At 56.2% G+C, this 25,801-nt stretch carries 19 protein-coding genes; 10 read left to right on the forward strand and 9 right to left on the reverse strand.

Translation table 11 applies throughout. The features are described 5' to 3' along the window. Positions 1–51: 51 nt before the first annotated feature. The 9 genes from ACWI0H_RS16155 to doeA form a co-directional block, all read right to left on the reverse strand. Complete coding sequence (locus ACWI0H_RS16155; protein WP_485873953.1) at positions 52–663, reverse strand: LysE family translocator; 612 nt, start codon at positions 661–663, stop codon at positions 52–54. 156 nt (positions 664–819) lie between these two features. Beyond that, positions 820–1,287, reverse strand: a complete 468-nt coding sequence (locus ACWI0H_RS16160) for an S-ribosylhomocysteine lyase (RefSeq protein WP_290835322.1) — start codon at positions 1,285–1,287, stop codon at positions 820–822. A 60-nt stretch (positions 1,288–1,347) separates the two neighbouring features. Then, the gene (locus ACWI0H_RS16165; RefSeq protein ID WP_427387081.1) at positions 1,348–1,695 is read right to left on the reverse strand and encodes a putative quinol monooxygenase; all 348 of its coding nucleotides are present in this window, start codon (positions 1,693–1,695) and stop codon (positions 1,348–1,350) included. Positions 1,696–1,756: 61 nt separating this feature from the next. Beyond that, a complete protein-coding gene (locus ACWI0H_RS16170) occupies positions 1,757–2,434 on the reverse strand; it encodes a haloacid dehalogenase type II (RefSeq protein WP_485873954.1) in 678 nt (225 codons plus the stop codon). Positions 2,435–2,572: 138 nt separating this feature from the next. Then, positions 2,573–4,006 carry an aminotransferase gene (locus ACWI0H_RS16175; RefSeq protein ID WP_485873955.1) on the reverse strand — a complete coding sequence of 478 codons (1,434 nt, stop codon included), beginning with the start codon at positions 4,004–4,006 and terminating at the stop codon, positions 2,573–2,575. 236 nt (positions 4,007–4,242) lie between these two features. Next, on the reverse strand, positions 4,243–5,739 hold the full coding sequence (locus tag ACWI0H_RS16180) for an NAD-dependent succinate-semialdehyde dehydrogenase (protein ID WP_485873956.1): 1,497 nt from the start codon (positions 5,737–5,739) through the stop codon (positions 4,243–4,245). Positions 5,740–5,957: 218 nt separating this feature from the next. Continuing rightward, entirely contained in the window at positions 5,958–6,434 is a 477-nt protein-coding gene (locus tag ACWI0H_RS16185; RefSeq protein WP_485873957.1) for an Lrp/AsnC family transcriptional regulator, read from the reverse strand. Between the two features lie 8 nt (positions 6,435–6,442). Then, entirely contained in the window at positions 6,443–7,474 is a 1,032-nt protein-coding gene (doeB, locus tag ACWI0H_RS16190; RefSeq protein ID WP_485873958.1) for a N(2)-acetyl-L-2,4-diaminobutanoate deacetylase DoeB, read from the reverse strand. A 24-nt stretch (positions 7,475–7,498) separates the two neighbouring features. Further along, positions 7,499–8,698, reverse strand: coding sequence for an ectoine hydrolase DoeA (doeA, locus tag ACWI0H_RS16195; protein ID WP_176302433.1), 1,200 nt, complete (start codon positions 8,696–8,698; stop codon positions 7,499–7,501). A 304-nt stretch (positions 8,699–9,002) separates the two neighbouring features. Here doeA and ACWI0H_RS16200 point away from each other — a divergent pair, with 304 nt between their 5' ends. The 10 genes from ACWI0H_RS16200 (at position 9,003) to ACWI0H_RS16245 (ending at position 25,775) form a co-directional block, all read left to right on the forward strand. After that, a complete protein-coding gene (locus ACWI0H_RS16200; RefSeq protein ID WP_336275211.1) occupies positions 9,003–9,938 on the forward strand; it encodes a 2-hydroxyacid dehydrogenase in 936 nt (311 codons plus the stop codon). A 90-nt stretch (positions 9,939–10,028) separates the two neighbouring features. Beyond that, positions 10,029–10,748, forward strand: a complete 720-nt coding sequence (locus tag ACWI0H_RS16205) for a hypothetical protein (RefSeq protein ID WP_101147457.1) — start codon at positions 10,029–10,031, stop codon at positions 10,746–10,748. Further along, positions 10,749–11,681, forward strand: coding sequence for a LysO family transporter (locus ACWI0H_RS16210; protein ID WP_101147458.1), 933 nt, complete (start codon positions 10,749–10,751; stop codon positions 11,679–11,681). A 543-nt stretch (positions 11,682–12,224) separates the two neighbouring features. Beyond that, a complete protein-coding gene (gene glgA / locus ACWI0H_RS16215; protein ID WP_485873959.1) occupies positions 12,225–13,907 on the forward strand; it encodes a glycogen synthase GlgA in 1,683 nt (560 codons plus the stop codon). Between the two features lie 13 nt (positions 13,908–13,920). Further along, positions 13,921–15,762: a malto-oligosyltrehalose trehalohydrolase gene (gene treZ, locus ACWI0H_RS16220; protein WP_485873960.1), complete on the forward strand. Its 1,842-nt coding sequence runs from the start codon at positions 13,921–13,923 to the stop codon at positions 15,760–15,762. Beyond that, positions 15,759–17,900: a 4-alpha-glucanotransferase gene (gene malQ, locus ACWI0H_RS16225; protein WP_485873961.1), complete on the forward strand. Its 2,142-nt coding sequence runs from the start codon at positions 15,759–15,761 to the stop codon at positions 17,898–17,900. The genes treZ and malQ overlap by 4 nt, the downstream gene beginning before the upstream one ends. After that, positions 17,893–20,709: a malto-oligosyltrehalose synthase gene (gene treY / locus ACWI0H_RS16230; RefSeq protein WP_485873962.1), complete on the forward strand. Its 2,817-nt coding sequence runs from the start codon at positions 17,893–17,895 to the stop codon at positions 20,707–20,709. The genes malQ and treY overlap by 8 nt, the downstream gene beginning before the upstream one ends. A gap of 71 nt (positions 20,710–20,780) precedes the next feature. Next, positions 20,781–21,389 (forward strand): DUF2934 domain-containing protein, encoded by a 609-nt coding sequence (locus ACWI0H_RS16235; RefSeq protein ID WP_339882595.1) that lies wholly within the window; start codon positions 20,781–20,783, stop codon positions 21,387–21,389. 101 nt (positions 21,390–21,490) lie between these two features. Continuing rightward, positions 21,491–23,689: a glycogen debranching protein GlgX gene (gene glgX / locus ACWI0H_RS16240; RefSeq protein ID WP_485873963.1), complete on the forward strand. Its 2,199-nt coding sequence runs from the start codon at positions 21,491–21,493 to the stop codon at positions 23,687–23,689. 58 nt (positions 23,690–23,747) lie between these two features. Further along, a complete protein-coding gene (locus ACWI0H_RS16245; protein WP_485873964.1) occupies positions 23,748–25,775 on the forward strand; it encodes an alpha-1,4-glucan--maltose-1-phosphate maltosyltransferase in 2,028 nt (675 codons plus the stop codon). The last annotated feature ends 26 nt before the right edge of the window (positions 25,776–25,801 follow it).

Consider the following 25,801-nt stretch of genomic DNA (forward strand, 5'->3'; position numbering starts at 1 on the left):
TTTTGACGCCAATTAGTTTTAATGCGAAATGCCGTATGTGAGGCAATAGTTTCACGCCCGAAACGGCAGTGCAGTACCAATAGCAACAAAGATACCGCCGCAGGTGCGGTTGAATCCGCGGCCCACGCGTTTTAACCAGTGGCGGACGCGGTTGGCCATATTGGCGAGTAAGCCTTCAACGATACATTCAATCGCCACAAAGGTGCCAGCCAGCACGAAAAACTGCAGTATCAAGCTACCTTGAGGATTGATAAATTGAGGTAAGAAGGCGCTGAAAAACAGTAGCACCTTAGGGTTGGTGATGGATGCCAGTACGCCCTGGCGATATAAATGCCATCCGCTCGCTTGGCTTGCGTTCACGTCAATTTCGCCTGTAATTGGTGGCGAGCGCCATACTTGAATACCCAACCAGACAAGATAGGCTCCACCTACCCATTTCAGCACCGTTAGCCATATCACCGATGATTTAAGCAGCGCACCAATCCCAAACATGCATAGGGCAATAATCAGGAAAAAGCCTGTGGCACCGCCAATAATGGTAAACAGCGTTTTCCGGCTGCCATGCATCGCGCCATGGGTTAGCGCTAACAGGCCGTTGGGCCCTGGCGAAAGTGACAGGCCTATGCAGGCGATAAGGTATAAAAGCCAAGTGTCCAACAGCATGTTACTGCCTCACCCAGGGAAAATATGTGTGTCGCCAGCATGTCACTATTAATTAGCGTTTTCCATTGTTAATGCACAGACAATAAAAAAGCCTCCCCGGCGATATGTGGCGCTGGGAAGGCGTTTTGCTACTGCGTTTATGATGTTGCTTAACGCTTAAGCGAAGACTTCAGTCCACTCGTTGCGCTTAGCTAGCAGATTACGGGCTAGTTCCTGGGCACCTTCTAAGCTGTGGCTGGCAGCCCAGCCGCACTGCATTTCGTTGCAGGCGGGTACTTCAGTCGCGACCAACACATCGTTTAGCGTTTGCTCAATGATGCTCAGCACGCCGTCATAGTCATCGTGATTAATCATCGCGATATAGAAACCGGTTTGGCAGCCCATGGGGCTGATATCGACCACTTTATCGGTGTGATTGCGAGAAAGCTCAGCCATCAAATGCTCAAGAGAGTGCAGCGCAGGCATCTCCATGTGCTCTTTATTGGGCTGGCAGATCCGCAGATCGTACTTGTGAATCCTGTCGCCGTTCTGGCCTTCTTTGATGTCGGCTAAACGCACGTACGGGGCTTTTACCTTGGTATGATCCAGGTTAAAGCTTTCGACGTTCATCTTTTTATCGGTCATGTTGGCTCCTTTTTGCGTGCCGCTTTCCGGTTAGCTAGTGGCCTATTCTACACGCTAGGGCTATACCTTGGGTGCGTCGAAATTCCATGGCTCATCGGTGTAGACGCACACGTTGGCATCTTCAATATCGCCGTCCGGCGATTCAACGTGCTTGGCAAAGAACGCTTGAATCTCTTTGCGCTGGCAGTGGGCTTCAAACTCTTCACGGCTAGCCCAAATCTCATGAAAAACAATCGGGTAACCGGTGCCTTGAGCGAAAGGGTTGTCGATTTGGCGCGTTACGGTGTAGTGAATGCACGCATCTTCACGGTGGGTGTTTGGCTCTAAACCCTGCAACGCTTTGAATACCGCTTCTTCTTTGCCCGGCTTGGGTTTAAAGCCAGCAACACAGTAAATTTTTTCTGACATGCTCATATCCTAAGTCGTTAAGCGTGCGTCATTATGCGGCCTGTCTACGTAGGTTAACAATCTAACGGATAATGCGCTCCGCTAATGCTTGTAAATCGGTGACCGTCATATCGGGTTCAATTCCCCAGGGATCAAATGGAGCATCCGAACTCCGCCGTACCCAGGCGCTACGTAACCCGGCATGGGTAGCACCAATCACATCAAAGGGGTTGCTGGAAATTAGCCAGGAGTGCTCTGGGCGCACCTCTAAACGGCTACGCAGATGAGAATAGACGGCGGGGTCTGGCTTAAAACGCTTTACCTCATCGGCGCTTATCACGTCATCCATATGGCTCTCAACGCCTGCTCGAGCCAGTAGCTTAGTTACCGCGTCTGCCGTGCCATTTGAAAACGCCACGCAACGTATGCCCGCATCGCGCAGTTGATCCAAAGCGGGCACGACATCAGGAAACGCTGGCAGCTCACCATACACCGACATCAAGTGATCATGGTCGGTATCGGTAAGGCCAGTTTGTAACGCCCGATCAATGAAGACCAGCGCTTCGCGAGTGCATTCAGAAAACGGCACATAGGCACCCATAAGGCCGTGGCGGAAGCTGTATTCAAGCTGTTTCTCCCGCCAGCGGCGGGCAAACTCGCCTGCTTTGGAGGCATCAGTCAAGCGTCGTTCCAGCTCAATCGTTACCCCTTGGGTATCAATCAGCGTGCCGTAAACATCGAAGGCTAATACCGGCTGCATTGTGGGTCTCTCCTTTACTATCAGTTGGCTAACATCTGTATTCAGCATAGTCGTGGTCTTCAAAAACAGAAGCAGCCGCCTTCAAAAACAAAAGCGCCGCTGCACAGGCAGCGGCGCTCAAAAGGCTAAGACAGGTTATTAAACCGTAAAGGCAGCCTCTTGCTGGCCGGTTTTCAGATCACCGGAGCGGGTAAGCTCATCAGTGATACGGTCAATCGCACGTTTGGCGCGGCCAATCATCTCATCCACTTCACCCCGGTTAATGGTCAGCGGTGGCGCAAAGCCTAGGATATCGCCCTGGGGCATGGCGCGGGCAATCAGGTTTTCTTCCATGGCTGCCGCGGCCACACGCGGGCCAACTTTAAGCGCGGGGTCGAAGTGCAGGCGCTGCTTGGCATCTGGCGAGAACTCAAGCGCCGCCATCAAGCCAACACCACGCACGTCACCCAGCAGCGGATGGCCTTCGAAGTTAGCTTTTAGCTGCTGCTGGAAGTAAGCACCGGTTTCCGACGCGTTACCCACCAGGTTTTCACGCTCGATGATATCCAGGTTAGCAAGGCCAGCCGCACAGCCTAGCGCGTGTCCAGAGTAGGTCCAGCCGTGGCCGATGGGGCCATATTCACCAGTGCCCTGCTCAAGTACTTGCCACACTTTCTCGCCGACAATCACACCAGAAAGCGGCTGGTAAGCACTGGTTAAGCCTTTGGCGATAGTCACCAGGTCAGGCTTCATGTTGTAGTGGTGGCTGCCGAAGTCAGAGCCGGTACGGCCAAAGCCGCATACCACTTCGTCAGCGATCAGTAGCACATCGTACTTCGCCAGCACGGCTTGGATCGCATCCCAGTAGCCTTCCGGTGGCGGCACGATACCACCCGTGCCCAACACCGGCTCGCCGATAAAGGCGGCCACGGTATCAGGGCCTTCTTCCAGAATCATTGCTTCCAGCTTGTCGGCGCAGTAGGAGGAGAACTCAAGCTCCGTCATACCGTGCTGTTCGGCGGCACGCAGGTAGTAGTGCGGCGCTTCGGTATGGCGAATGGTGTCAATTGGCAGGTCGAAGTGGTCATGGAATGCTTTTAGACCCGTCAGTGAGCCAGAAGCGATACCAGAACCGTGGTAGCCGCGCATGCGTGAAATAACTTTTTTCTTCTGCGGACGGCCTAATACGTTGTTGTAGTAACGCACGATCTTGAGTTGGGTTTCATTGGCGTCTGAACCGGACATGCCGTAGTAGACCTTGGACATGTTCATGCCCGCAATCTTCAGAATACGCTCGGAAAGCTCGATTTGTGGCTCGTTAGAGTGGCCCACGTAGGTGTGGTAGTAGGAGAGCTCTAGCGCTTGCTTGTAGATCGCTTCGGCAACTTCAGTGCGACCGTAGCCTATGTTGACGCAGTAAAGCCCGGCAAAGCCGTCGATAAACTCACGGCCATCTTTATCCACGATATTGATGCCTTTACCGCCGGTAATCACGCGGCCTGGCGCATCGCCGTGGGCGAAATCGCGCAGGTGGGTAGAGGCGTGGAAAGTGACTTTACGATCGCGTTCGATCAGGTCCTGATGCAAGCTCATAGTGTTCTCTCTGTACGATAAACCTCCCCGACCAGCGGGGCGGCATTAAAAATATTGTGGGCTGCACGGCTGATTAGGCACACGCGAACACGCTGTAAACCCATCCCTGGGTGCTCGGCTTTTTCATCTGACCGCCAAGGATGGCGGAAATGCCGGAATTGCATGGAGCTCTTTCCGGCCCTGAAAAAGACGGTTCGCTTAGTGCCTAACCAGCCTCGACTGCGACTCTATCCTCGCTAGCTCCCCGACACCGAACCCAGCGCGCCAAGGCAGTAATATTTCGTTTCCAAATACTCATCGATACCGGTAGCACCACCTTCACGGCCAAGGCCGGACTGCTTCACGCCGCCGAAGGGTACTGGCGGGCCGGTCATTTTCACCGAGTTGACGCTGACCATGCCGTACTCAAGCGCGCGCATCAGCTTCCAAATGCGGCGGATATCATGGGTGTAGATGTACGCAGCCAGGCCGTACTCGGTATCGTTAGCCAGCTCGATCACTTCATCGTCGGTGCTGTAAGCGGTGATGCCGGCGACCGGCGCAAAGTTCTCTTCCCGCCACACTTTCATCTGGGGCGTTACGCCGGTCAGCATGACTGGCATAAAGAAGTTTTCACCCGGTGCTTTGTTCTGATCACCACCGATCATAGTAGCGCCTTTGGAAATGGCATCATCAACAATCGCGGCAGCTTTTTCCACCGCTTGGCGGTGAATCAGTGGGCCAAGATCAATCTCACTTTGCAAACCATTACCTACCGTGAGGGCAGACATACGCTCGGCAAACTGCTCAACGAACTCATCGTGGATCGATTCGTGCACCAGAATACGGTTAGCCGCTAAGCAGTCCTGTCCGGCGGTTTGGAACTTGGCGTCCACCGCGGCGTAGGCCGCTTGTTTAGGATCCATATCCGGCCCGACGATAAACGGCGCGTTGCCGCCCAACTCTAAGGAGAGCCGTTTTACCGTGTTAGCGCTTTGCTCGATCAGTAGGCGACCTACCCGTGTGGAACCAGTGAACGAGAGCGCCCGAATACGCGACTCACCACACAGAATTTTAGAGACTTCCGCCGGGTCGCCTAACACCACGTTGAAAATACCCGCGGGAATGCCGGCACGCTCGGCAAGCTCCGCCAGCGCCAACGCCGAGAACGGCGTTTCATTGGCAGGCTTAACGATTACTGGGCAGCCAGCGGCCAGCGCGGCGGCCGCCTTACGGGTTATCATCGCCAGCGGGAAGTTCCAGGGCGTAATCATGGCCGCAATACCCACCGGCTCTTTAATGGTGCCAAGTGAGGCATTAGGGATATGGCTGGGAATGGTTTCGCCGTAGGTACGCTTGCCCTCTTCCGCGAACCAGCGTACGAAGCTGGCGCCGTACTCGACCTCGCCACGGGCATCCGGCAGCGGCTTGCCCTGCTCCAGGGTCATGATGGTAGCGAGGTCTTCACGGTTGGCTTGAATCAGGTCGTACCAGGCCAATAAGCGCTCGCAGCGCTCGTCAGCGCGTAGCGCCCGCCAGTGAACAAACGCAGCCTCAGCGGCATCCACCGCAGCGGTAATCTGTTCGGCTTCCAGCAGCGGGATATGGCCAATGGCTTCATTGGTGGCAGGATCATACACCGCCTCTTCGCGACCACCTTCACCGTGGGTCCATTTACCGTTCACGTAGGCGTACTGCCGGAACAGACGCGGATCTTCCAGGCGCTTGGCAAGCGTGGTCGATAGTGTGGTCATGGAAACCTCCCTCAAATGCAGTCTGGCTAACCGAACGCTGCAGAAACTGTGTGGCATTGTCAGCAAGCTCATTGCCTTGCCGTCGAATGCACCCAGGTTAACGAAGAGTGGCCACGAAGTGTTTTTGAAAACCGAGACTTATCACGCGACTTTTTTTGTCAGCGGTCGTTTGGCAGTGCTTTTTTTTTGTTGTACTGGGTAATAGCTTTTGGTGGGGCCTAAAGAATGTCGTCGGTATCAATACCGATAGGCACACGTTTGACGGTTTTAGTCACGATATAGGTGAAGTAGCGCTCGATACCGGCCTCGGACACCAGCCACTTATCCATCAGGCGTTGATAGCTATCAATGGTGCGGGCTTCAAACTTCACTAGGTAATCCACTCCACCCCCTACCGCCACACACTCAGTGACTTCGGTGGTTTGCATCACCAGCGCTTCAAAACGGGCAAAGCTTTCGGCGTTGTGTTGCTTAAGCTCGATCTGCACCCACACGGGATTGCGCGGCACCAACACATTCGCGTTGATGCGCGCCGTATACCCTTCGATCACACCGGCTTTTTCAAGGCGCTTCACGCGTTCCCAACAGGGACTGACCGAGAGATTGATCGCCTCGGCCAGTTTCGACTTGGTGATTCGCCCATCACGAGAGAGGATGTCGAGAATTTTCAGATCGTAACGGTCAAGTTTTATCATGCTGGGGGCTACGCCTCCAGGCGGTCAACAACATCGGCAATCACCGCCAGGGTGTCCCCCATATTGATGAGCGAGGGCGCACGGCGGGCCATCAAAATGCCATCACGCTCGGCTTTGTAGGCCACTGGTGCAGTGCCGCTGCGAGTCATGTCATACACATAGGCGATGGTTTGCCCTTTTTTCACTTCATCACCGAGTGCCACCAATAACTCTAACACGCCGGAGTGCTGGCTCTGCACGTAACAGCTGGCATCGGGCATATCGAGATACATCTGCCCGCCTGCAGGCATTTCGACTTCGCCTTTGACTAGCCCGTAGTGAATCAGGAAATTGCGCACGCCGCGTTCGGCAATGGCGATACTTAAGGGCGTCGACGTGCCGCCGCCGCCAAGCTCTGTGGCCACAAACACTTTGCCCTGGCGCTCGCAGGCGGTATCGAAGAGCTTTTCCGCATCCAGCTCAAACATCACCATGGCGTAGGGGGCGCCGAACGCTTTGGCGCCTTCCAGAGCGGACTGCTGCTGCGCTTTGTCATCCAGTACGTGAGACGCACCAAACGGCAGAATATCCAGCGTACGGCCGCCAGAGTGCAGATCAAGCACCACATCACTCATCGGCACCAGCACGCGGGTAAAGTAGTCGGCAATCTGCGGCGTGACGCTGCCATTGGGGTCGCCGGGAAAACTGCGGTTGAGGTTGCCTTTATCCATCGGCGAGGTGCGCTTGCCCGCCATCACGGCTGGGGTGTTCATGCATGGCACGATAATCACCCGCCCTGTTACGTCTTCTGCTTTAAGCGTTGAAGAGAGCTTCAGCAGCGAGGTAATGCCTTCGTACTCATCACCGTGGTTGCCGCCGGTCAGCAGTGCCGTGGGGCCGTCGCCGTTCTTGACCACGGTCACCGGAATCATCACCGCGCCCCAGGCAGATTCGTCAGTGGAGATGGGCAGTTTTAAAAAGCCGTGCTGCACGCCATCGGCATCGAAATCAACGGTGGCGGAAATGGGGCTTGGCCGCAATTGGTTCGCTTGATCAGTCATTGGATATTCCTTTTTTACAAACCACTACTTAACAAACAGCTGGCGCGGAAAATTGGCCAGGGTTTCGCAGCCGTCTTCGGTAATTAAGATGCTTTCGGTAATTTCCAAGCCCCAGTTTTCCTCCCAGAGCCCGGGCATAAAGTGGAACGTCATGCCCGGCTCCAGAATAGTGTCATCGGAGGGGCGCAAACTCATGGTGCGCTCACCCCAGTCGGGGGGGTATGAAATACCGATGGGATAACCACAGCGGGCGCCGCCGCGGTCAAAACCGTATTTATCCATCGCCGCACCCAGCGCCATGGCAATATCCGCCGTGCGGTTACCGGGTTTGGCCACTGCCAAGCCGTTTTCAATGCCTTCCAGCAGCGCCGATTCGGCACGGATAAAGTCAGTGGGCGGCGTACCCAGGAAAACCGTACGCGACATGGGCGCATGGTAGCGCTTAAACACCCCGGCAATCTCAAAGAAGGTCCCCTCGCCTTTGCGAAAAGGCGTGTCGTCCCAGGTCAGGTGCGGTGCAGCGGCGTCTTTACCGGTAGGCAGCATGGGCACAATGGCGGGATAGTCACCGCCAAAAACCTTGCCATTCCCATCAACAAAGCCTTCAATGCCTACGCGGTAAATTTCCGACACCAGCTTGCTCTTCGGCAGGCCGGGTTCAATCACTTCCAGAATACGCGTATGCATGCCTTCCACGATTTTGGCGGCAATGCGCATATAGGCCACTTCCTGGGGCGATTTGATCGCACGACACCAATTGACCAACGCATTGGCATCCATAAAGCGTGCATGGGGCAGCTCTTTCAACAGGCTCAGATAGGCCTTGGCGGAGAAGTAGTAGTTATCCATCTCCATACCCACCACACCCAAGTGCCAGCCACGATCAGGCATGATCGACTGCGCCAGATACTCCATTGGGTGCATATCCGGATTTTGCACATAGTAATCCGGGTAGTAGGTGATGTTGTCGGGATCAATCCAGCAGGTGCGCAGGGCACCGTTGGCATCCATGCGCCGACCAAACCATACCGGCTCGCCTTCGAGGCCCACCAGGACACACTGATGCACATAAAACGACCAACCGTCGTAACCGGTTAGCCAGGCCATATTGGAAGGGTCACTGACGATTAATACGTCAATGCCACGACTGGCCATTTCAGCACGCACTTTCCACAGGCGGGTAGCATACTCTTCGCGTGTGAAAGGTAGGGAAACCTGAGTCATCGGGCAACTCGCCATTAAGGATCACCAAGAACCAACGTGCTGCCTACTGTTAGGCACACAACGCTGGGCCACAGGATCGACCTGGCCACCACCGATCAGGCGTCGGGGTTGCATCTGCTGCGGTTGCAGCAGGCCCGCCAATGTCGTCTTAAGGCGATACTAGCACCGACCCTTGGTTAGCGGTCAAAGGCTTTATGACAAAAAGTGCATAGAACATCATTATTTAGGCTGAGCGAGCTTGCAACAGTCCCCATCGCTCACCATGATAACGGCAGTGAAGACACTTTTATCGAGAGGAGGCGGGATGAAAATTATTGTCCATATTGACGAAGCTGCACAGTGGCAGGAGGCGCTTTCACAGGCACTGCCCCAAGCCACAGTGCTAACTAGCGAAGCACCCGCGGAGGAGCGCAAACAGGCTGACTACCTCGCCATTTGGAAAGCGCCTGCGCATTTGCTGCAAGAACAGACTCAACTAAAAGGGATTATCAACTTAGGCGCCGGGGTGGATTACCTGCTGAAAACGCCAGGGCTGCCTAGCGATGTACCGATTGTGAAGTTACGCGATGCGGGCATGGGCGAGTTAATGGCCGATTACGCCCTGTATGGTGTGCTGCATTTTTACCGCAGCATGGACCGTTACCGGGAACAGCAGCAAAGCGCCACCTGGCAACCACAGGCCGTGGTAGAGAAATCGCAGTGGCCGGTGGGTGTACTAGGTCTGGGGGCTATAGGTGGTTTTGTGGCCAGCGCTTTGCAGCAAGCTGGTTTTCCGGTGCTGGGCTGGAGCCGCTCGCCCAAGCAAATTAGCGGCGTACACTGTTTTCACGGCGATGACGGGCTAACCGAACTGCTAGGACAGGTGCAAAGCTTAGTCACTATTTTGCCTGACACGGAAGCGACCAAACACATTCTTAACGCCGAGCGTCTTGCCCAATTACCCAAAGGCGCCAGCGTGATCAACCCAGGCCGGGGCAGCTTGATTGATGAACAGGCATTGCTGGATGCGTTGGGCAGTGCTGACCAGCCGGGCCACTTGCGAGGGGCACTACTGGATGTCTTTCAGGAGGAACCGCTGCCGACAAACAGTCCGCTATGGCAGCATCCCAATGTGGTCGTTACACCGCATATGGCGGCGCCTACGCCGCTGAATGATGCCATCGACCAGGTAATTTCCTACTTACATGCCTTTGAATCAGGTGAAAAACTCTCCACCGTCAACCCGGACGCGGGCTACTGAAGCCCTCCTCCACCGCGGTTATACTAGCGCGCTGGGAACCAAGCGCTGGCTAAAGGCTCTTAGGAAGACACCATTTTTGGAGGGACGGCCTTGGTCAATGTTTTCGCACGACAGCCTAGCCGCATGCTTGCGGGGATAGGGTTGAGTCTTGCCGCTTTCTGGTTGAGCGGCATGGCGTTAGCAGCAGACACACTCAAAGACCCACGCCCCTTTGAGGCCCAATACCGGCTTGAAGTGCGCGGCTGGCCTGGGGCCACCATCACCCACCGGCTCACTAACGAAGGTAGCCACTGGTTAAGCGACATGCGTTTTTCCATTACCGTGGCACGCGGCCAGGAATTCAGCCGTTTTGCTGTCAACGGCGATGAGACCCAGGCGCTGCTCTTTAATAGCAGCTACTCAGTGCTAGGCGTCGGTGATAGCTATGAATTAAACGAAAACGATATTCCCAGCTTAGATCGGCAAACGGCGCTGTTTGATTTATCGCGCCGGGCGGGGCATGAAAACTGCATCGAGAGCGCCCCCTGCGAGATTGAGTTTGTTGATCAAAAGGGGCGTGATGAGCACTTTCAGTATTATGTTACAGAAAAAAATACCAACGCCCCTGACACCATTAGCGTCCCTGCCGGTGAGTTTGAAGCGCTGCAGGTATCCTTGATTGATATAGAGAAACCTGACCGCCTGCTGCAACTTCACTTTCACCCCGACTGGCCCGGCTTGATTCTGTCTGCGGTGTACCAAAAAGAGGGCAGCCGCGAAACGCAGCTGACGTTAACCAACTTCAACCCAGACGGGGGCACGACGCCCTAAATGTTTTCAGGCTTATTGATTGTTTTGTTACCGCTGGTTCTTGGCTACTTGGTACCGGTGCATGCCACCCGCATTCAGCAGTTAATAAACCGAGCCGTTAGCGGCTCGGTTTATTTGATTTTACTGTTCATGGGCATCAGTTTGGCGGGTCTAGAAAACCTAGCTAGCCAATTTTCACGCTTAGGTGGCAACGCCCTACTGCTATTTAGCATTACCACCGCCTTTAACCTAGCAGCGCTTTGGTGGTTATCATGCCGTTTGCCCCTTAAGGCAGGCAACTCGCCGGTGGTAAAGAATGCACCCACCAGTAAATTGGCCGCCATGCAGGGCTCGCTGTTGCTCGTTGCTGTGGTGGCGGGCGGCGTTATCGTCGGCCTGCTGGCAGGGCCTCTTGTGGGCGAAGGGCTTTTCAGCACCGCCGATTTACTCGCCGAATGGGTGCTTTACCTACTATTAGCACTGATTGGTTGCCAGCTGCGCAACTCAGGCATGCCTCTTAGACAAATCCTGCTTAACCGTATGGGGCTGATGATTGCAGTCACCCTAGCAATCAGCTCATTACTGGCGGGCCTAGTTGCCGCCCCGCTGCTTTCACTTAGCTGGAACGAAGGGTTGGCGATGGCCTCGGGCTTCGGCTGGTATTCGCTTTCGGCGATTCTAATTGGCGATCAATTAGGCCCACTAATGGGTGGCGTGGCATTCTTCAACGACCTCACCCGCGAGCTGCTGGCGTTTATCCTGATTCCGTTGGTGATCCATCGCCATACCGCGCTGGCGATTGGCTACGGCGGGGCGACCTCTATGGATTTCACCTTGCCCGTCATTCAGCAACATGGCGGCGTGGCCTGCGTCCCTATCGCCGTGGTCAGCGGGTTTATTCTTTCGCTGCTATCCCCCCCGCTGATCCTGTTTTTTCTTTCACTATCGGCTTAAATGCGGCGAGGCCATGCTTTTTTTCGCAGTGGCCTCGCCCCCTGCCCTAAGCGATTAATAAGCAAGCCAAAGTTACTATTTACTTTTGTTAAAAAAACAGCCTAGCTCACTAAAGATACAGGAAAATTCAACAAACAAAAATAGAAAAAACCCTCTTATCTTTTATTAAATTTTAAACATAACCCTTTAAAGCCAAAGCATTTAACGGACTTAACCGCTCTTCCATTGTGCCTCTTTAGCTCTTCCGATACTTATTTAACACGCATATTGATGTAGGTTATGGTTGCCCCCCATTTAGCTAACCTATGATTCCTCAACTATAGTTTTTAAGTAGCGCCTGCTCTTAAGTAGCGACTTCCGATGCAACGCCTAGAGGCATGGTAGCCGAGGGTAAGGAAAGGAAGTCATTAAAGAGTAATGAGCTAGGTAGTTAAATACTCGATAGTTAAATACTAGATAGTTAAATACGGCCTGACTTAAGGCCATCTAGTTAAAAGCTATCAGTTAAACAGTGTTGACCATGGTAATCCAGGGAGGTAGAACATGGGCGATGTGGCTTTGAGTGAGGTTGCTAACATTAAAAGCATGCCGGACGAGAGCATGGTAGAAAATGACGAACAAGAGGGGCCTAGACTGAAAGAGGTTCCTTTTACCCATAACCAAGTAATCCCCCGGCACCATTTAAATCAAACTGTTACCGATCGCCGTTATGACATTATCGATCGAAGCCATAACGATAAACTCGACTCTCCACAGCGCATTCTATTTGTTACCACTGAAATTACCGATTTCGTTAAGGTCGGCGGTCTGGGCGATGTCTCCTCGGCACTTCCCCGCGCACTGGCAGCGCATCACGATGTACGAGTATTAATCCCCGCTTATCGGGAAATGGTTCAGTCCAACTATGACATTGTAACTGTTGGCCATTTGCCTTCTTTTGCGGGATTGCCAGCGTGTGATATTGGCCAGCTAACCTGCCGCGATGGGCTGATCGTTTATGTACTGCTCTGCCCAGAGCTTTATGAGCGTGAAGGCACTCCCTATGGCACCGGCTCTAGCGGTTATGGCGATGGTCAAGATGAAGGCTGGAAAGATAATGATATCCGCTTTGCTCGCCTGTCACGGGCAGCTGCCGATATCGCCTTGGGCAAGGCAAATCTCGATTGGCAGCCCCAGTTATTGCACCTCAACGATTGGGCATGTGGCTTGGCACCGGCGTATTTGCACTGGCAAAGCCAAGGGCAACCCATCCCGACTGTTTTCACCATTCACAACCTGGCTTACCAGGGCGTGTTTGATGCCTCGCGCCTTGGGGTGCTCGGCATTCCTGACGAGGCGTTTCATATTGATGGCGTCGAATACTATGGCGACATCTCCTTCATGAAAGCGGGCATCGTTTATGCCTCGCAAGTAACCACCGTCAGTGCCACCTATGCCCAGGAGATCACCACGCCGAAATTCGGCTGTGGGCTTGATGGGCTGCTTCGTTGCAAAGCCGACCAAGGACGCTTGAGCGGCATTCCCAATGGTATTGACGACTCCTGGGATCCGCGCACCGATAGCCTCTTGATCCAAGCGTTCTCTTCTAACGATTGGCGCGGTAAGCGTGCCAATGCTGATTATGTTCGCCGTCACTTTGGGCTAACCCCCAGCCAAGGTCCCTTGTTTGCGGTGATATCACGCATGGTGCATCAGAAAGGGCTGGATCTGACCATTGAAGCAGCCAAAGCCATTGTCCATGCGGGCGGCCAAATCGTTTTTATGGGTTGCGGCGAACACCATGTCGAGGAAGCGCTACGTAAGCTGGCCATTCGTTTTCCTGGCGCCATTACTGCTTACATCGGTTTCGATGAGTATCAGGCTCGCTGCCTCTTCGCGGGAAGTGACTTTCTGCTGATGCCGTCACGCTTCGAGCCATGCGGGCTAAGCCAGATGTATGCCCAGCGGTTCGGCTCACTGCCGATTGCTCACCGCACCGGCGGCCTGGCCGATACGATTGAGGACGGCGTTACCGGCTTTTTGTTCGACGACATGCAGTTCGGCAGCTACATGCATGCCATTCAGCGCGCCTTTGCCGTATACCGCTCAACCGACCTGTTCAATGCCATGCGCGGCGCGGCGATGGCGGGACGTTACCACTGGAAACAGTCAATCGTCCCCTATAGCAAGCTGTACCTACAGGCGCTTGAACAGGCAGGCAACGAGGCGACACTGGCTCAGGGATGAAGGGGGATAAGCGATGCTTGAAAAGCCACGGCTCCAACTACAAGCGTTTCAACCCACCTTCGGCGCACAGGTCGTCGGGGAAAACTTAACACGGTTCGTGCTCTGGGCGCCGGGCGCTCGCCGGGTTGCTGTAGAGGTTGAGGGGTTGCCCAGTGTCACCATGGATAAGAGCGATGACGGCTGCGCAACGGCCGAAGTAGCCTGTGGGCACGGTGCGCGCTACCGCTATCGTATATTTAATGAGAAAGACGACGAGAACGCCGAGCAGGGCAGCCTAGTGCCCGACCCCGCCGCCCGCGCCCAGGCCGGTGATATCGACGGCCCCAGTGTGGTGATCGACCCCAATCACTACCGGTGGAAAAACACCGACTGGCAGGGGCGCCCGTGGCATGAAACCGTGTTCTACGAATTGCATGTCGGCACCTTGGGTGGCTTTCAAGGCGTGCGCCAACATCTGCCCTACTTGGCGGAATTAGGTATCACCGCCATTGAGTTGATGCCGGTGTCGGAATTCCCCGGTGCGCGTAACTGGGGCTACGACGGCGTGCTGCCCTACGCGGTGGAAGCCTCCTACGGCAGCCCTGATGATATGAAAGCGCTGATCGACGAGGCCCACGCCTACGGCCTAATGGTGTTTCTTGATGTGGTCTATAACCACTTCGGCCCCGACGGTAACTACTTGGCCAACTACGCTGGCGCCTTCTTCCGTGAGGATTTGGTCACCCCGTGGGGGCCCTCCATCGACTTTCGCCAACCGATGGTACGCCGTTACTTCATTGATAACGCCTTGATGTGGCTAGAGGAGTACCACCTGGATGGCTTGCGCTTCGATGCTGTCCACGCCATTAGCGAGCAGGACTTTCTGGTTGAGCTAGCCGAAACAATACGCACCCAAATTGCCCCCGAGCGGCATATCCATCTGGTGCTGGAGAACGAAGGCAATACCGCCAGCCTACTCAATCCACAGCAGTTTACCGCTCAGTGGAATGACGACTGGCACAACGTTTTGCATGTGCTGATGACCGGCGAGCAGGAAGGCTATTACAGCGATTTTGTCGATGACGCCACCCCCCGGCTGGCCCGCTGTCTCAGCGAGGGCTTCATATTTCAGGGCCATACCTCGCGCCATGGCCATTCCCGCGGAGAGCCCAGCGCGCACCTACCACCCACGGCCTTCGTCGCGTTTCTTCAGAATCATGACCAAACCGGCAATCGTGCCCTCGGCGAGCGGTTAAATGTACTCACTGATGCCGATTCACTGGCAGCCGCTGAGGTTTTACTGCTGCTATCCCCCATGATCCCGCTGTTATTTATGGGCGAAGAGTGGGGAGCCACGCAGCCCTTCCTATTTTTCACCGAACATAATGAAAACCTCGCCCAAGCCGTTCGTGAAGGGCGGCGGGCAGAGTTTGCCGACTTTAGCGCTTTTATTGACGAAAAGAGCCGCGAGCGCATACCCGATCCTAATGCCCTCACCACCTTCGAAGCCTCTATTCCCGACTTTGCCGCGCGAGAAAAGCCACCGTTTGCTGCCTGCTTAGCGCGCTATCGCACGCTATTAGCGCTGCGCCACCAGCATATTGTGCCGCGTCTGGCTGGCGCGGAAGCATTGGAGGCAAACGTGCTCGGCGACAAAGCAGTACTGGCCCGCTGGCGAATGAAGGACGGCACTCAACTGGTGATAGCACTCAATCTTGGGCAGCAGCCGGCAGCTACACCGGGACTAGGAGTAGGTCAGCTACTTTATGAAACCAGCGACGGGGTCGCGAAGGCCGCCGAGAGTGGCCGGATGCCTCCCCGCGCTGCGGCGGCCTGGTTGCGCGATAACCCCGGTGAAGAGGAGGTAAGTGCATGAAAGTGTTACTAAGGGAACTCGCCGACGCGGCCGGATTACTGCTTGAGTGGGAAGATAGCGACGGCGAGCCCTGCCAGCTCTCTGAACAGGTTCAGCGTCACTTACTGGAAGTACTGGGCTATTCAACGGCGAGTGAGGCCGCCATGAAGGAAGGCTTGCAACGCCTGAAGCGCCTGCATGCACCGCAAAGCCCGGCAGAATGGCCACCGCTGCTTACCGCCGACTGTGACACACCGATCACGCTGCCCTCGCCGTTGCCTCCCGGCACCGCGTTTACATTGCAGCTTGAGCAGGGCGGCTCTCAACAAGGTTACCTCGACGATGACGGTGCGGTGCCCAGCGTTACCGAGATCGGCTATCACCAGTTGCAGATAGCCGATACTGAATTGACCCTGGCCGTCGCACCTCACCAGTGCTATTCGCTTAGTGACGCCAGCGGCGAGTCTACGCCCAGGATGTGGGGCTTGGCAGCGCAGCTTTACGCCTTGCGGCGTCCCGGGGATGGCGGTATTGGCGATACCTTGGCATTGGAGCAGTTCGTTACACATGCCGCTCAACAAGGTGCGGCTGCCCTGGCGATTAGCCCTACCCATGCCATGTTTAGCGCCGATCCTGAGCGCTACAGCCCCTACTCCCCCTCTACACGACTGCTCTACAACGTGCTTTACAGTGCTGCGGAAACTCTGCTGGGCGAGACCAGCGTTCATGACGCCCAGGCCCGCAACGGGCTGCAGGCTGAGCTGCGCCGCCTGGAAGCCGATGACTACCTCGACTGGCCCGAGGCAGCACGCGTCAAGCTCTCCTGGCTGCGTTATCTCTACGATGACTTCATGGTGCGTGAAGATGATGAGGCCCAAGCCCTCCACCGGGAGATGCAGGCATTTCGCCGTGCGGGTGGCGCATTGCTGGAAGATCATTGCCGCTTCGAAGCTCTGCAAAGAGAGCTCGGCCCCGGCGACTGGCGAGAGTGGCCTGAAGAGCTACGCGACCCAGCCAGCCCTAAGCTTGCTCACTTCGCCGAAACCCGCGCCGATGAAATCGGTTTTCATGCTTTCCTGCAGTGGATAACCGCCGATGGGCTGTCCCGTGCCCAGCGCACAGCTCGTGAAAGCGGCATGGCGATTGGATTGATCGCTGATCTGGCGGTAGGGGCAGATGCTGGAGGCAGCCAAACCTGGAGCCGCCCAACGGATATGCTGGAAGGCGTCTCAATCGGCGCCCCACCCGACCTGTTTAATGCCCATGGCCAGGATTGGGGGCTTGCCGCTTTTTCTCCCGATGGCCTAAAGCGTTCAGGCTTTCGTAGTTTTATCGACATGCTGCGCAGTGCCTTCGTCCATGCCGGCGGGGTGCGGATCGATCATATCCTTGGCTTGTTGCGACTATGGCTCATTCCCCGTGGCGCATCGCCCACTGAAGGCGGTTATCTCCGCTACCCGCTAGACGACATGCTGCGCCTGGTGGCACTGGAGTCCTGGCGACACCGCGGCATCGTGATTGGTGAAGACCTGGGCACCGTCGCCCCCGGCTTTCGCGAACGCCTTACCGCCCGCGGCATATTGGGCATGCAGGTGCTGTGGTTCGAGCAGGACGAGGCGCATAACTTCCTTGCCGCCAGCGATTGGAACCCACATGCCATGGCAACCTCCTCGACCCATGACCTGCCCACCGTGGCGGGCTGGTGGGCGGGGCGAGATATTGAATGGCGCAGCCGGCTGGGGCTACTCAAGGAAACGCAAAGTGCTGAAAGTGAACAGCTAGCCAGGCGCAAGGAACGGGCCAAACTCGCCGCTACGCTGGGCTTACTGGGTGTAAAGCCGACGACCGAGACACTAGAAGCGGCCGATATACCCGCCTCGCAGGTACTCGATGCGTGTGCGCGCCACTTAGCTGCCACGCCCGCGCCGTTACTCCTGCTCCCAGTTGAAGACGTCCTGGGGCTTGAGGAGCAAGCCAACTTACCAAACACGGTGGATGAGCACCCTAATTGGCGTCGGCGCTGGGCATCCGATGCCAACGATTTACTGACATCGGATGAGGTTCGTCAACGGCTCGTGGCGCTGACACGTGCGCGCAAAGCCACCTCCTCTAGCAAACCATCACGATCCGCCCTATTTGGGAAATCGACTCATGAATGAAATCCTCGCGACTGTGCGGTTGCAGTTTCACCGCGACTTTACCCTAGAGGATGCCGAACACTGGGTAGACTATTACGCCAGCCTGGGTATTAGTCATATTTATGCCTCACCTCTACAGGCATCACGTGCCGGTTCGCCCCATGGTTACGATGGCATCGACCCAACACGCATCGACCCTGAGTTAGGCGGCGAGGCGGCGCTGGAGCGCCTAGTATCGCGGCTTCGCTCGCGTGGCATGGGGCTAATCCTGGATATTGTCCCCAACCACCTAGCGGTGGGGGGCTCCCAAAACCGCTGGTGGCAAGATGTGCTGACCTGGGGGAAAGATAGCCCCTATGCCGACTTCTTCGATATTGACTGGCACGCTGCTGATATTAATAGCGCCGCCCCCTCGCTTGCCGGAAAGCTGCTAGTGCCGTTCTTGGGTGACCCTTATGCCGAGATACTCCATTCGGGTGAATTAGAACTGAGCTACGACGCCGATAAGGCAGGCTTCCATGTGGATTATCACGAGCACCGCTTTCCCATCGACCCCCGTCATTACGGCGACATACTACGCTTTGCTGAGCACAACGTGCTGCACGAACAGGCGGCCTTTTTCGATGCCTTGCAGCAACGCGAAGACGCCTATACCGCCGCTGACGAGGCGCGTTACCAGCTAAGCAAGGTGATGGAATCCCCCGCTGCCCGGCAGTCGCTCGACGATGTTCTGCCCCTGTTTGACGGTGCAAACCCCAACGGCGCCATTCGCCTGCATAACTTACTTGAACGCCAGCATTACCGCCTGGCGTGGTGGCGCACCGCCTCTGATGAGATCAACTGGCGGCGTTTCTTCGATGTCACCGAACTAGGCGGCGTGCGCGTTGAAGTGCCGGAAGTGTTCGAGGCCGTTCATGCCCTGCCGTTACGGTTGGTCGAAGCGGGCTGGGTCGACGGCTTACGGGTCGACCACGTTGATGGACTTGCCGACCCACGCGGTTATTGCCTAAAGCTGCGCCAGCGCCTGGATGCCTTGCAAGCCAAGCGACCGGCCGAAGTGCCTCGCCAAGTCGCTCTCTATGTAGAAAAGATTTTGGGTGATGGCGAAACACTACATGACGACTGGGGCGTGGACGGCACCAGCGGTTATGAGTTTATGAACGAGGTCTCAGGCATACAGCACGACCCGGCCAGCGCCGCACCACTGCGCAAGCTTTGGCAGGAAATCAGTGGCCGAGACGTTGATTTTTCAACCGAGGTACGTCTGGCCAGGCGCGAGATACTGACCTCACTGCTGGCCAGCGAATTCAATGCCTGTGCCAACGCCCTGCATGCCGTTGCCCGCGCCCAGCTTGCCAGCCGTGATATTACTCTGGCGGCCATCAGCCGGGCACTGGAAGCATTAATCGTTCACTTCCCCATTTACCGCAGCTATGCCGATGAGGCCGGGCGCCCCAAAGCCGATGCTCCCTTCTTCGCTCAGGCGATGCGAGGGGCTCGGCAGGCGCTAAATCCGCCAGACATTGCAGTGCTCGAAGCATTAGAGCGCTGGCTGGGCGGCGAAGCGCCTTGCGACATCGCTAAGGATGACGAGCGCCGATTGCGCCAGCGCGCCATAGTGCGCTTCCAGCAGCTCACCTCGCCGGTGGCGGCCAAGGCAGTGGAAGATACCGCGGGGTATCGCAGCGCCGTGTTGATCTCGCGAAACGATGTGGGCTTTGATGGCGAGCATTTCAGCCATTCTCCCAAGCATTTTCACGAAGCGAATGCCCGGCGTGCCCGCCAGTTCCCCCGCACCATGGTGACCACCGCCACCCACGACCACAAGCGTGGCGAAGATGTTCGCGCGCGTTTAGCAGCACTCAGCGAGCACGCCTCTCACTTTGCGACAAACATTGAGCATTGGCGGCGGTTAGCCGCCCCGCTGCGCCGATCGTTGCCCGGTGGGGTTGCTCCCTCACCGGGCGATGAACTGATTCTCTACCAAGTTCTTTTAGGGGCTTGGGCGCCAACGCTTGACCCGCTGGACAACGACGAAATGCAAACGTTTACCCAGCGGCTCGCTCAGTGGCAGCAAAAAGCCCTGCGCGAAGCCAAGTTACGCAGCCATTGGCTATGGCCAGATGATACTTATGAGTCCGCTTCTCAAGCGTTCCTTGAGGACTTACTGACCACACCGCCCCTGCGCGATTCCATTGCAGCGGCGGCACGCACTATCGATCTACCGGGCGCCCTCAATGGCCTCGTACAAACGGTACTTCGCCTGACCGTACCCGGCGTACCTGACCTCTACCAAGGTGGCGAATTCTGGGATTACAGCTTGGTCGATCCTGATAACCGCCGCCCCGTCGACCATGCCGCGCGTCAAGCAGCGCTTGAAGCGGCCCTAACGTCTACAGAGGCACTATTAACCTGGCGGGATGGACGAATAAAGCAAGCGCTCATCGCCCGGTTACTGGCGTTGCGCCATCGTCATCCACGGCTATTTACCCACGGTGATTATCATCCTATCTCGGCAACCGGTGAGCATGCTGACCATGTGGTGGCATTTACCCGGCGCTACGCTGGCTACCGATTGTTGGTGGTAGTACCCCGGCTGACGACAGCGCTACTAGGCAACGCTGAGCTACCGCATATTCCCCCGACGCACTGGGGAGATACTTTGCTACAGCCAGATGCTGGCGTTTGGCAGGGGATTTTGACCGCGTCTTCGCTGGAGATAGGCGACCACGGACTTCCTATTGCCTCCTTGCTGGCGGAACTACCCGTCGGTGTCTACCTGCGCGACGACGACACGGAGAGCAGTGGCGCTTGGGTTACTTCTAGATGACTTCCACACCCTGTCACATCGAAAACGAGCGTCGAAAACGAATTGTGACATAGCACATAGGATGAGCTGACATGACTGACGAAGAACGCGTGCGTCAACTGGCCTACAGCATCTGGGAAGCTGAAGGACGCCCCGAAGGCCAACAGCAACGCCATTGGGATAGGGCATTAAAGATCGTTGCCGCTGAGCAAGCAGCCGGTAACGACGCCGATTTGGAAGAAGTCGGTGAGCCGCTGGACGAAACACCTATCTTGGAGGAGGACTTGCCGCTAGAGGATGACGAGGTAGGCATCCAGGAGAACCGTTTACCGCTGGAAGACCCGGACGGCGACCCCGACTTCGATGAAGCTCCCTTTCGCGACGACACCGTAGTGGGGCAAGACGTGCCGGTACAAGATCGTGGCCATCCGCCCCAGGCGCCCACCGACCCCGACGCTACAGCGAGTTCGATGGAGCCACTGCCTGAGGACTCCGCCACGGTGGTGCGTACCCGCCGCCCGCGGCGTAGCAGCGACCCGCTGGCCGCTAGCAAAGAGACGAGCACAGCTAAGACAGCTAACACATCCAAGAAAGCAGGTAAGACGGCAACGGCTAAAAAGACAGATGCCAAGACAACGAAAAAAGCGACGCCAAAGGCGAAGAAAACCAATACGCCTAAGACAAGCGACCCCGAGAGTTAAAAGCCGTTTTTAAAAACGGTCGTAAAAAAACGCTTGTTAACAAACAGACGTTAAAACGTTAGCTAACACCCAAGTGCCCGAATGGCCCAAGGATGAATGCAATGAATACAAGCCACGCCTCGCGGGACAGCGATAAGTCCGTTGCCGCCGACGAAACCCCAAGCGTTATGCGGCAAACACGTGTTCACGAAGGATCATCGTTTCCTTTAGGGGCGACCTGGGATGGGCTAGGCGTTAATTTCGCGCTGTTCTCGGCGAATGCCACGAGGGTTGAACTATGCTTGTTTGATGAAAACGGCGAACAGGAGTTGGCACGTGTAGAGCTGCCCGAATATACCGATGAAGTTTGGCATGGCTACCTACCCGACGCCCGCCCCGGCCAACTGTATGGTTACCGTGTACACGGCCCTTACGCCCCCGAGGAAGGCCACCGCTTCAACCCCAACAAGCTGCTGCTCGACCCTTACGCCAAGCAGATTGTGGGTGACCTGCAATGGGATGAAGCACTGTTTGGTTACACCATCGGCCATCCCGACGGTGATCTAAGTTTCGATGAGCGGGACAGTGCACCGTTTATGCCGCGTTGCCGCGTGATCGACCCGGCCTTTACCTGGGGTCGCTCGCGGGATGTGCAGTTGCCTTGGGATCACACCATTGTTTATGAGACCCATGTTCGTGGGTATACCATGCGCCATCCATCGGTACCTGAAGCGCTACGCGGCACCTTTGCCGGGCTGATGGTCAACGATGTGGTTGACTATATTCACTCCCTTGGCGTGTCGTCGGTTGAGTTACTGCCGATCCACGCCTTCGTAGATGATCAGCGCCTGTTAGAGCAAGGGCTGCGCAATTACTGGGGCTACAACACGCTCGGTTTTTTCGCCCCCCATTCGCGCTATCTCTCTGGCGAAAGCATCAATGAATTTAAAGAGCTGGTGGCGCGTTACCATGCCGCCGACCTGGAGGTCATTCTCGATGTGGTCTACAACCACACGGCCGAAGGTAACGAGCTAGGCCCCACCCTTTCGCTTAAAGGCATCGACAACGCCTCTTACTACCGGCTGATGCCCGAAGAGCCGCGCTACTACATCGACGATACCGGCACGGGTAATACTCTTAATCTTAGCCATCAGCGTGTGCTGCAAATGGTCACCGACTCGCTGCGCTATTGGGCCACCGAGATGCGCGTTGATGGTTTCCGCTTTGACTTGGCCACCATTCTTGGCCGCGAACCCCACGGCTTCGATGAGGGCGGCGGTTTTCTCGACTCCTGCCGCCAAGATCCTATTCTCAGCCAGGTCAAACTGATTGCCGAACCCTGGGACTGCGGCCCCGGCGGTTATCAAGTCGGTGGCTTCCCTCCTGGCTGGGCAGAGTGGAATGACCGCTACCGGGACACGGTACGCGCTTTCTGGCGCGGCGATGAAGGGCAGTTACCGGAGCTTGCGACCCGGCTAATGGCATCGGCTGATTTCTTTAAGCGTCGCGGACGGCGGCCATTCGCCTCGGTTAACTTCATCACTGCCCACGACGGCTACACCCTTTTTGATCTGGTGGCCTACAACGATAAGCATAACGAGGCGAACGGCGAGGACAATATGGATGGCCATGACCACAATTTATCGTGGAACCATGGCGTCGAAGGCCCTACTGACGATGAGGATATCCAGGCATTACGGCTGCGTCAGATCCGTAATTTTATCGCCACCACGCTGCTCTCCCAAGGCACGCCGATGCTGCTGGCGGGCGACGAACTATTGCGCACCCAGCAAGGCAACAATAACGCGTACTGCCAGGATAACGAGATCAGTTGGGTGGACTGGAACCTCGACGGTGACGCCCACGCCATGATCGAGTACCTGCGGCGCGTGATCGCACTTCGGATGCGTTACCCCATCCTGCGGCGAGGTCGCTTCCTTTCCGGTGAATACAACGAAGAAATGGGGCTCAAGGAAGTGACATGGCTGGCCCCGGATGGCGCCGAAATGGATGTTGAGCGCTGGGAAGATACCGAGGCGCGCACACTCGGTCTTTTACTCGATGGTCGCGCGCAGCCTTCCGGCATACGCCGTGCGGGGGCCGATGTCACCTTGCTGCTAATTTTCAATGCGCACCACGAGGCCGTCGCTTTTCAACTACCGGCCGCCCCAAGCGGTAGCGGATGGTTATGCCGCCTCGACACCAGCCAAACCTGCGAGGAAGCCCCGTTCCAGCGCGCCTTTGGTGAAGAACATAGGATGGAAGGTCGTTCACTGGCCCTGCTAGAGCTAGTACAGCACAGCGAAGGCGCCGTTACCTAGATATAAGGCGGCGCGGATACCTTCGCTGTCGTTTTCGCGCTGCAAGGAGAAGCATGCGATGAGTTCACCTGTCTATCCCACGTCCGGGGCTCTCCCGGCACAGAGTCAACACCAGAACCATGGCCTAGCGGCCACCCATGCCCCGCGCATTGCCATTGAAGCCGTCACCCCTTCCCTGGATCAAGGGCGCTTTGCGACCAAAGCCATCGTTAACGAAACGGTAGTGGTGAAAGCCACCATCTTCGCGGACGGTCACGATGTGCTGGCAGCGGCTATCTGCTGGCATGACGATGAGGGGCAGCAACAGCGCGCGCCCATGAGCCAGGTCGAGCCCCTTGGCCTGGATGTATGGGAAGGGAGTTTCACGCCTCTCCGGGTGGGCCGCCATGGTTTTATTATTGAAGCCTGGTGGGATGTGTATGCCACTTATCACTACGAACTTGCCAAGAAACACCAGGCGGGGGTTCCCATCGGGCTCGAACTGGAAGAAGGCAGACAACTGGTGGAACAAGCCGCCGAGCGTAGCGAAGGAACGCTTTATGAATCACTGTCTGATCTCCTTGAGCAATTTCAGCTAGCGCAGAATGATGCAGACCGCGTCGCGCTGCTATTAGATGATGAAACCACTAGATTGATGCACGAAGCGGATACTCGTCCGCACCTAACCAGAAGCGACGCCCTCTATCCGCTCGAAGTCGAACGGCTTAAAGCGCGTTTTGCCAGCTGGTACGAACTGTTCCCCCGCTCGGAAACCGACGATCCCAATCGCCACGGCACGTTCAAAGATGTGCACAGGCGGCTACCGTTAATCCGCGACATGGGCTTTGACGTACTCTATTTTCCGCCTATCCATCCCATCGGTCGGGCGTATCGCAAAGGGCCTAACAACAGCCTTGAAGCCGGGCCGAACGACCCAGGCAGCCCTTACGCCATTGGTAGCGAAGAAGGCGGACATGACGCCATCCATCCTGAACTTGGCACCCGCGAAGATTTCCGCGATCTGGTGTGTGTCGCGGCGGATCATGGCCTAGAGATAGCGCTCGATTTTGCCATTCAGTGTTCACCGGATCACCCCTGGCTAAAGGAGCACCCCGGCTGGTTCTCCTGGCGGCCCGACGGCTCAATTCGCTATGCAGAGAACCCGCCCAAGAAATATCAGGATATTGTTAACGTCGATTTCTACGCCGCAGAGGCGATTCCCTCGCTGTGGCTTGAACTGCGTAATGTGGTTCAAGGCTGGGTCGATGAAGGGGTAAAGATATTTCGTGTAGATAACCCACACACCAAACCGCTGCCCTTTTGGGAATGGTTAATTGCCGATATTCGCCAACGTGACCCTGATGTGATTTTCCTGGCCGAAGCGTTTACCCGCCCGGCCATGATGCTGCGCCTGGGCAAGCTGGGTTTCACACAGAGCTATACCTATTTCACTTGGCGCCATACCAAGGCGGAGTTAACCGAATACTTCACGCAACTCAATGAATCGCCTCTGCGTGACGGCTATCGGCCCAACTTTTTTGTCAACACACCGGATATCAATCCCTACTTTCTGCAATCGTCCGGACGGGCAGGTTTCCTGATTCGCGCGGCGCTGGCCACCATGGGTTCAGGATTGTGGGGCATGTACTCCGGCTTTGAACTCTGCGAAGGCGCACCGGTACCCGGCAAGGAGGAGTACCTCGATTCAGAGAAATACCAGATTCGTCTGCGCGACTATAGCGCCCCCGGCAACATCATCTATGAGATCGCCCAGCTCAACCGAATCCGGCGCGAGAATCCGGCGCTGCATAGCCATCTTGGGCTGACTTTCCATGCGGTACACAACGACCGTTTATTGCTCTTCGCCAAGCGCACCGAACTAAGCGACGAGGCCATCTTGGTCGCCGTCAACCTTGACCCGTTTGAGCCTCAGGAGGGCGCCTTTGAGTTGCCCATGGCGCTATTCGACCTTCCCGATGAGGCGGCACTGCATGTGGAGGATCTCATGAGTGGCCGTCAATGGACTTGGCATGGCAAATGGCAATCGATGCGCTTAGACCCCAGCGTTATGCCGTTCGCCATTTGGCGACTTCGCCCGGTTTACTAGCTACCGGTTTACTAACTCCCGGTTTA

Source organism: Halomonas sp. NYA30, assembly GCF_976980765.1.

Bases quoted from the DNA above. Each gene is read 5' to 3' on its own strand.
- ACWI0H_RS16155 (WP_485873953.1), bottom strand. From the start codon at position 663: ATGCTGTTGGACACTTGGCTTTTATACCTTATCGCCTGCATAGGCCTG.
- ACWI0H_RS16160 (WP_290835322.1), bottom strand. From the start codon at position 1,287: ATGACCGATAAAAAGATGAACGTCGAAAGCTTTAACCTGGATCATACC.
- ACWI0H_RS16165 (WP_427387081.1), bottom strand. From the start codon at position 1,695: ATGTCAGAAAAAATTTACTGTGTTGCTGGCTTTAAACCCAAGCCGGGC.
- ACWI0H_RS16170 (WP_485873954.1), bottom strand. From the start codon at position 2,434: ATGCAGCCGGTATTAGCCTTCGATGTTTACGGCACGCTGATTGATACC.
- ACWI0H_RS16175 (WP_485873955.1), bottom strand. From the start codon at position 4,006: ATGAGCTTGCATCAGGACCTGATCGAACGCGATCGTAAAGTCACTTTC.
- ACWI0H_RS16180 (WP_485873956.1), bottom strand. From the start codon at position 5,739: ATGACCACACTATCGACCACGCTTGCCAAGCGCCTGGAAGATCCGCGT.
- ACWI0H_RS16185 (WP_485873957.1), bottom strand. From the start codon at position 6,434: ATGATAAAACTTGACCGTTACGATCTGAAAATTCTCGACATCCTCTCT.
- doeB (WP_485873958.1), bottom strand. From the start codon at position 7,474: ATGACTGATCAAGCGAACCAATTGCGGCCAAGCCCCATTTCCGCCACC.
- doeA (WP_176302433.1), bottom strand. From the start codon at position 8,698: ATGACTCAGGTTTCCCTACCTTTCACACGCGAAGAGTATGCTACCCGC.
- ACWI0H_RS16200 (WP_336275211.1), top strand. From the start codon at position 9,003: ATGAAAATTATTGTCCATATTGACGAAGCTGCACAGTGGCAGGAGGCG.
- ACWI0H_RS16210 (WP_101147458.1), top strand. From the start codon at position 10,749: ATGTTTTCAGGCTTATTGATTGTTTTGTTACCGCTGGTTCTTGGCTAC.
- glgA (WP_485873959.1), top strand. From the start codon at position 12,225: ATGGGCGATGTGGCTTTGAGTGAGGTTGCTAACATTAAAAGCATGCCG.
- treZ (WP_485873960.1), top strand. From the start codon at position 13,921: ATGCTTGAAAAGCCACGGCTCCAACTACAAGCGTTTCAACCCACCTTC.
- malQ (WP_485873961.1), top strand. From the start codon at position 15,759: ATGAAAGTGTTACTAAGGGAACTCGCCGACGCGGCCGGATTACTGCTT.
- treY (WP_485873962.1), top strand. From the start codon at position 17,893: ATGAATGAAATCCTCGCGACTGTGCGGTTGCAGTTTCACCGCGACTTT.
- ACWI0H_RS16235 (WP_339882595.1), top strand. From the start codon at position 20,781: ATGACTGACGAAGAACGCGTGCGTCAACTGGCCTACAGCATCTGGGAA.
- glgX (WP_485873963.1), top strand. From the start codon at position 21,491: ATGAATACAAGCCACGCCTCGCGGGACAGCGATAAGTCCGTTGCCGCC.
- ACWI0H_RS16245 (WP_485873964.1), top strand. From the start codon at position 23,748: ATGAGTTCACCTGTCTATCCCACGTCCGGGGCTCTCCCGGCACAGAGT.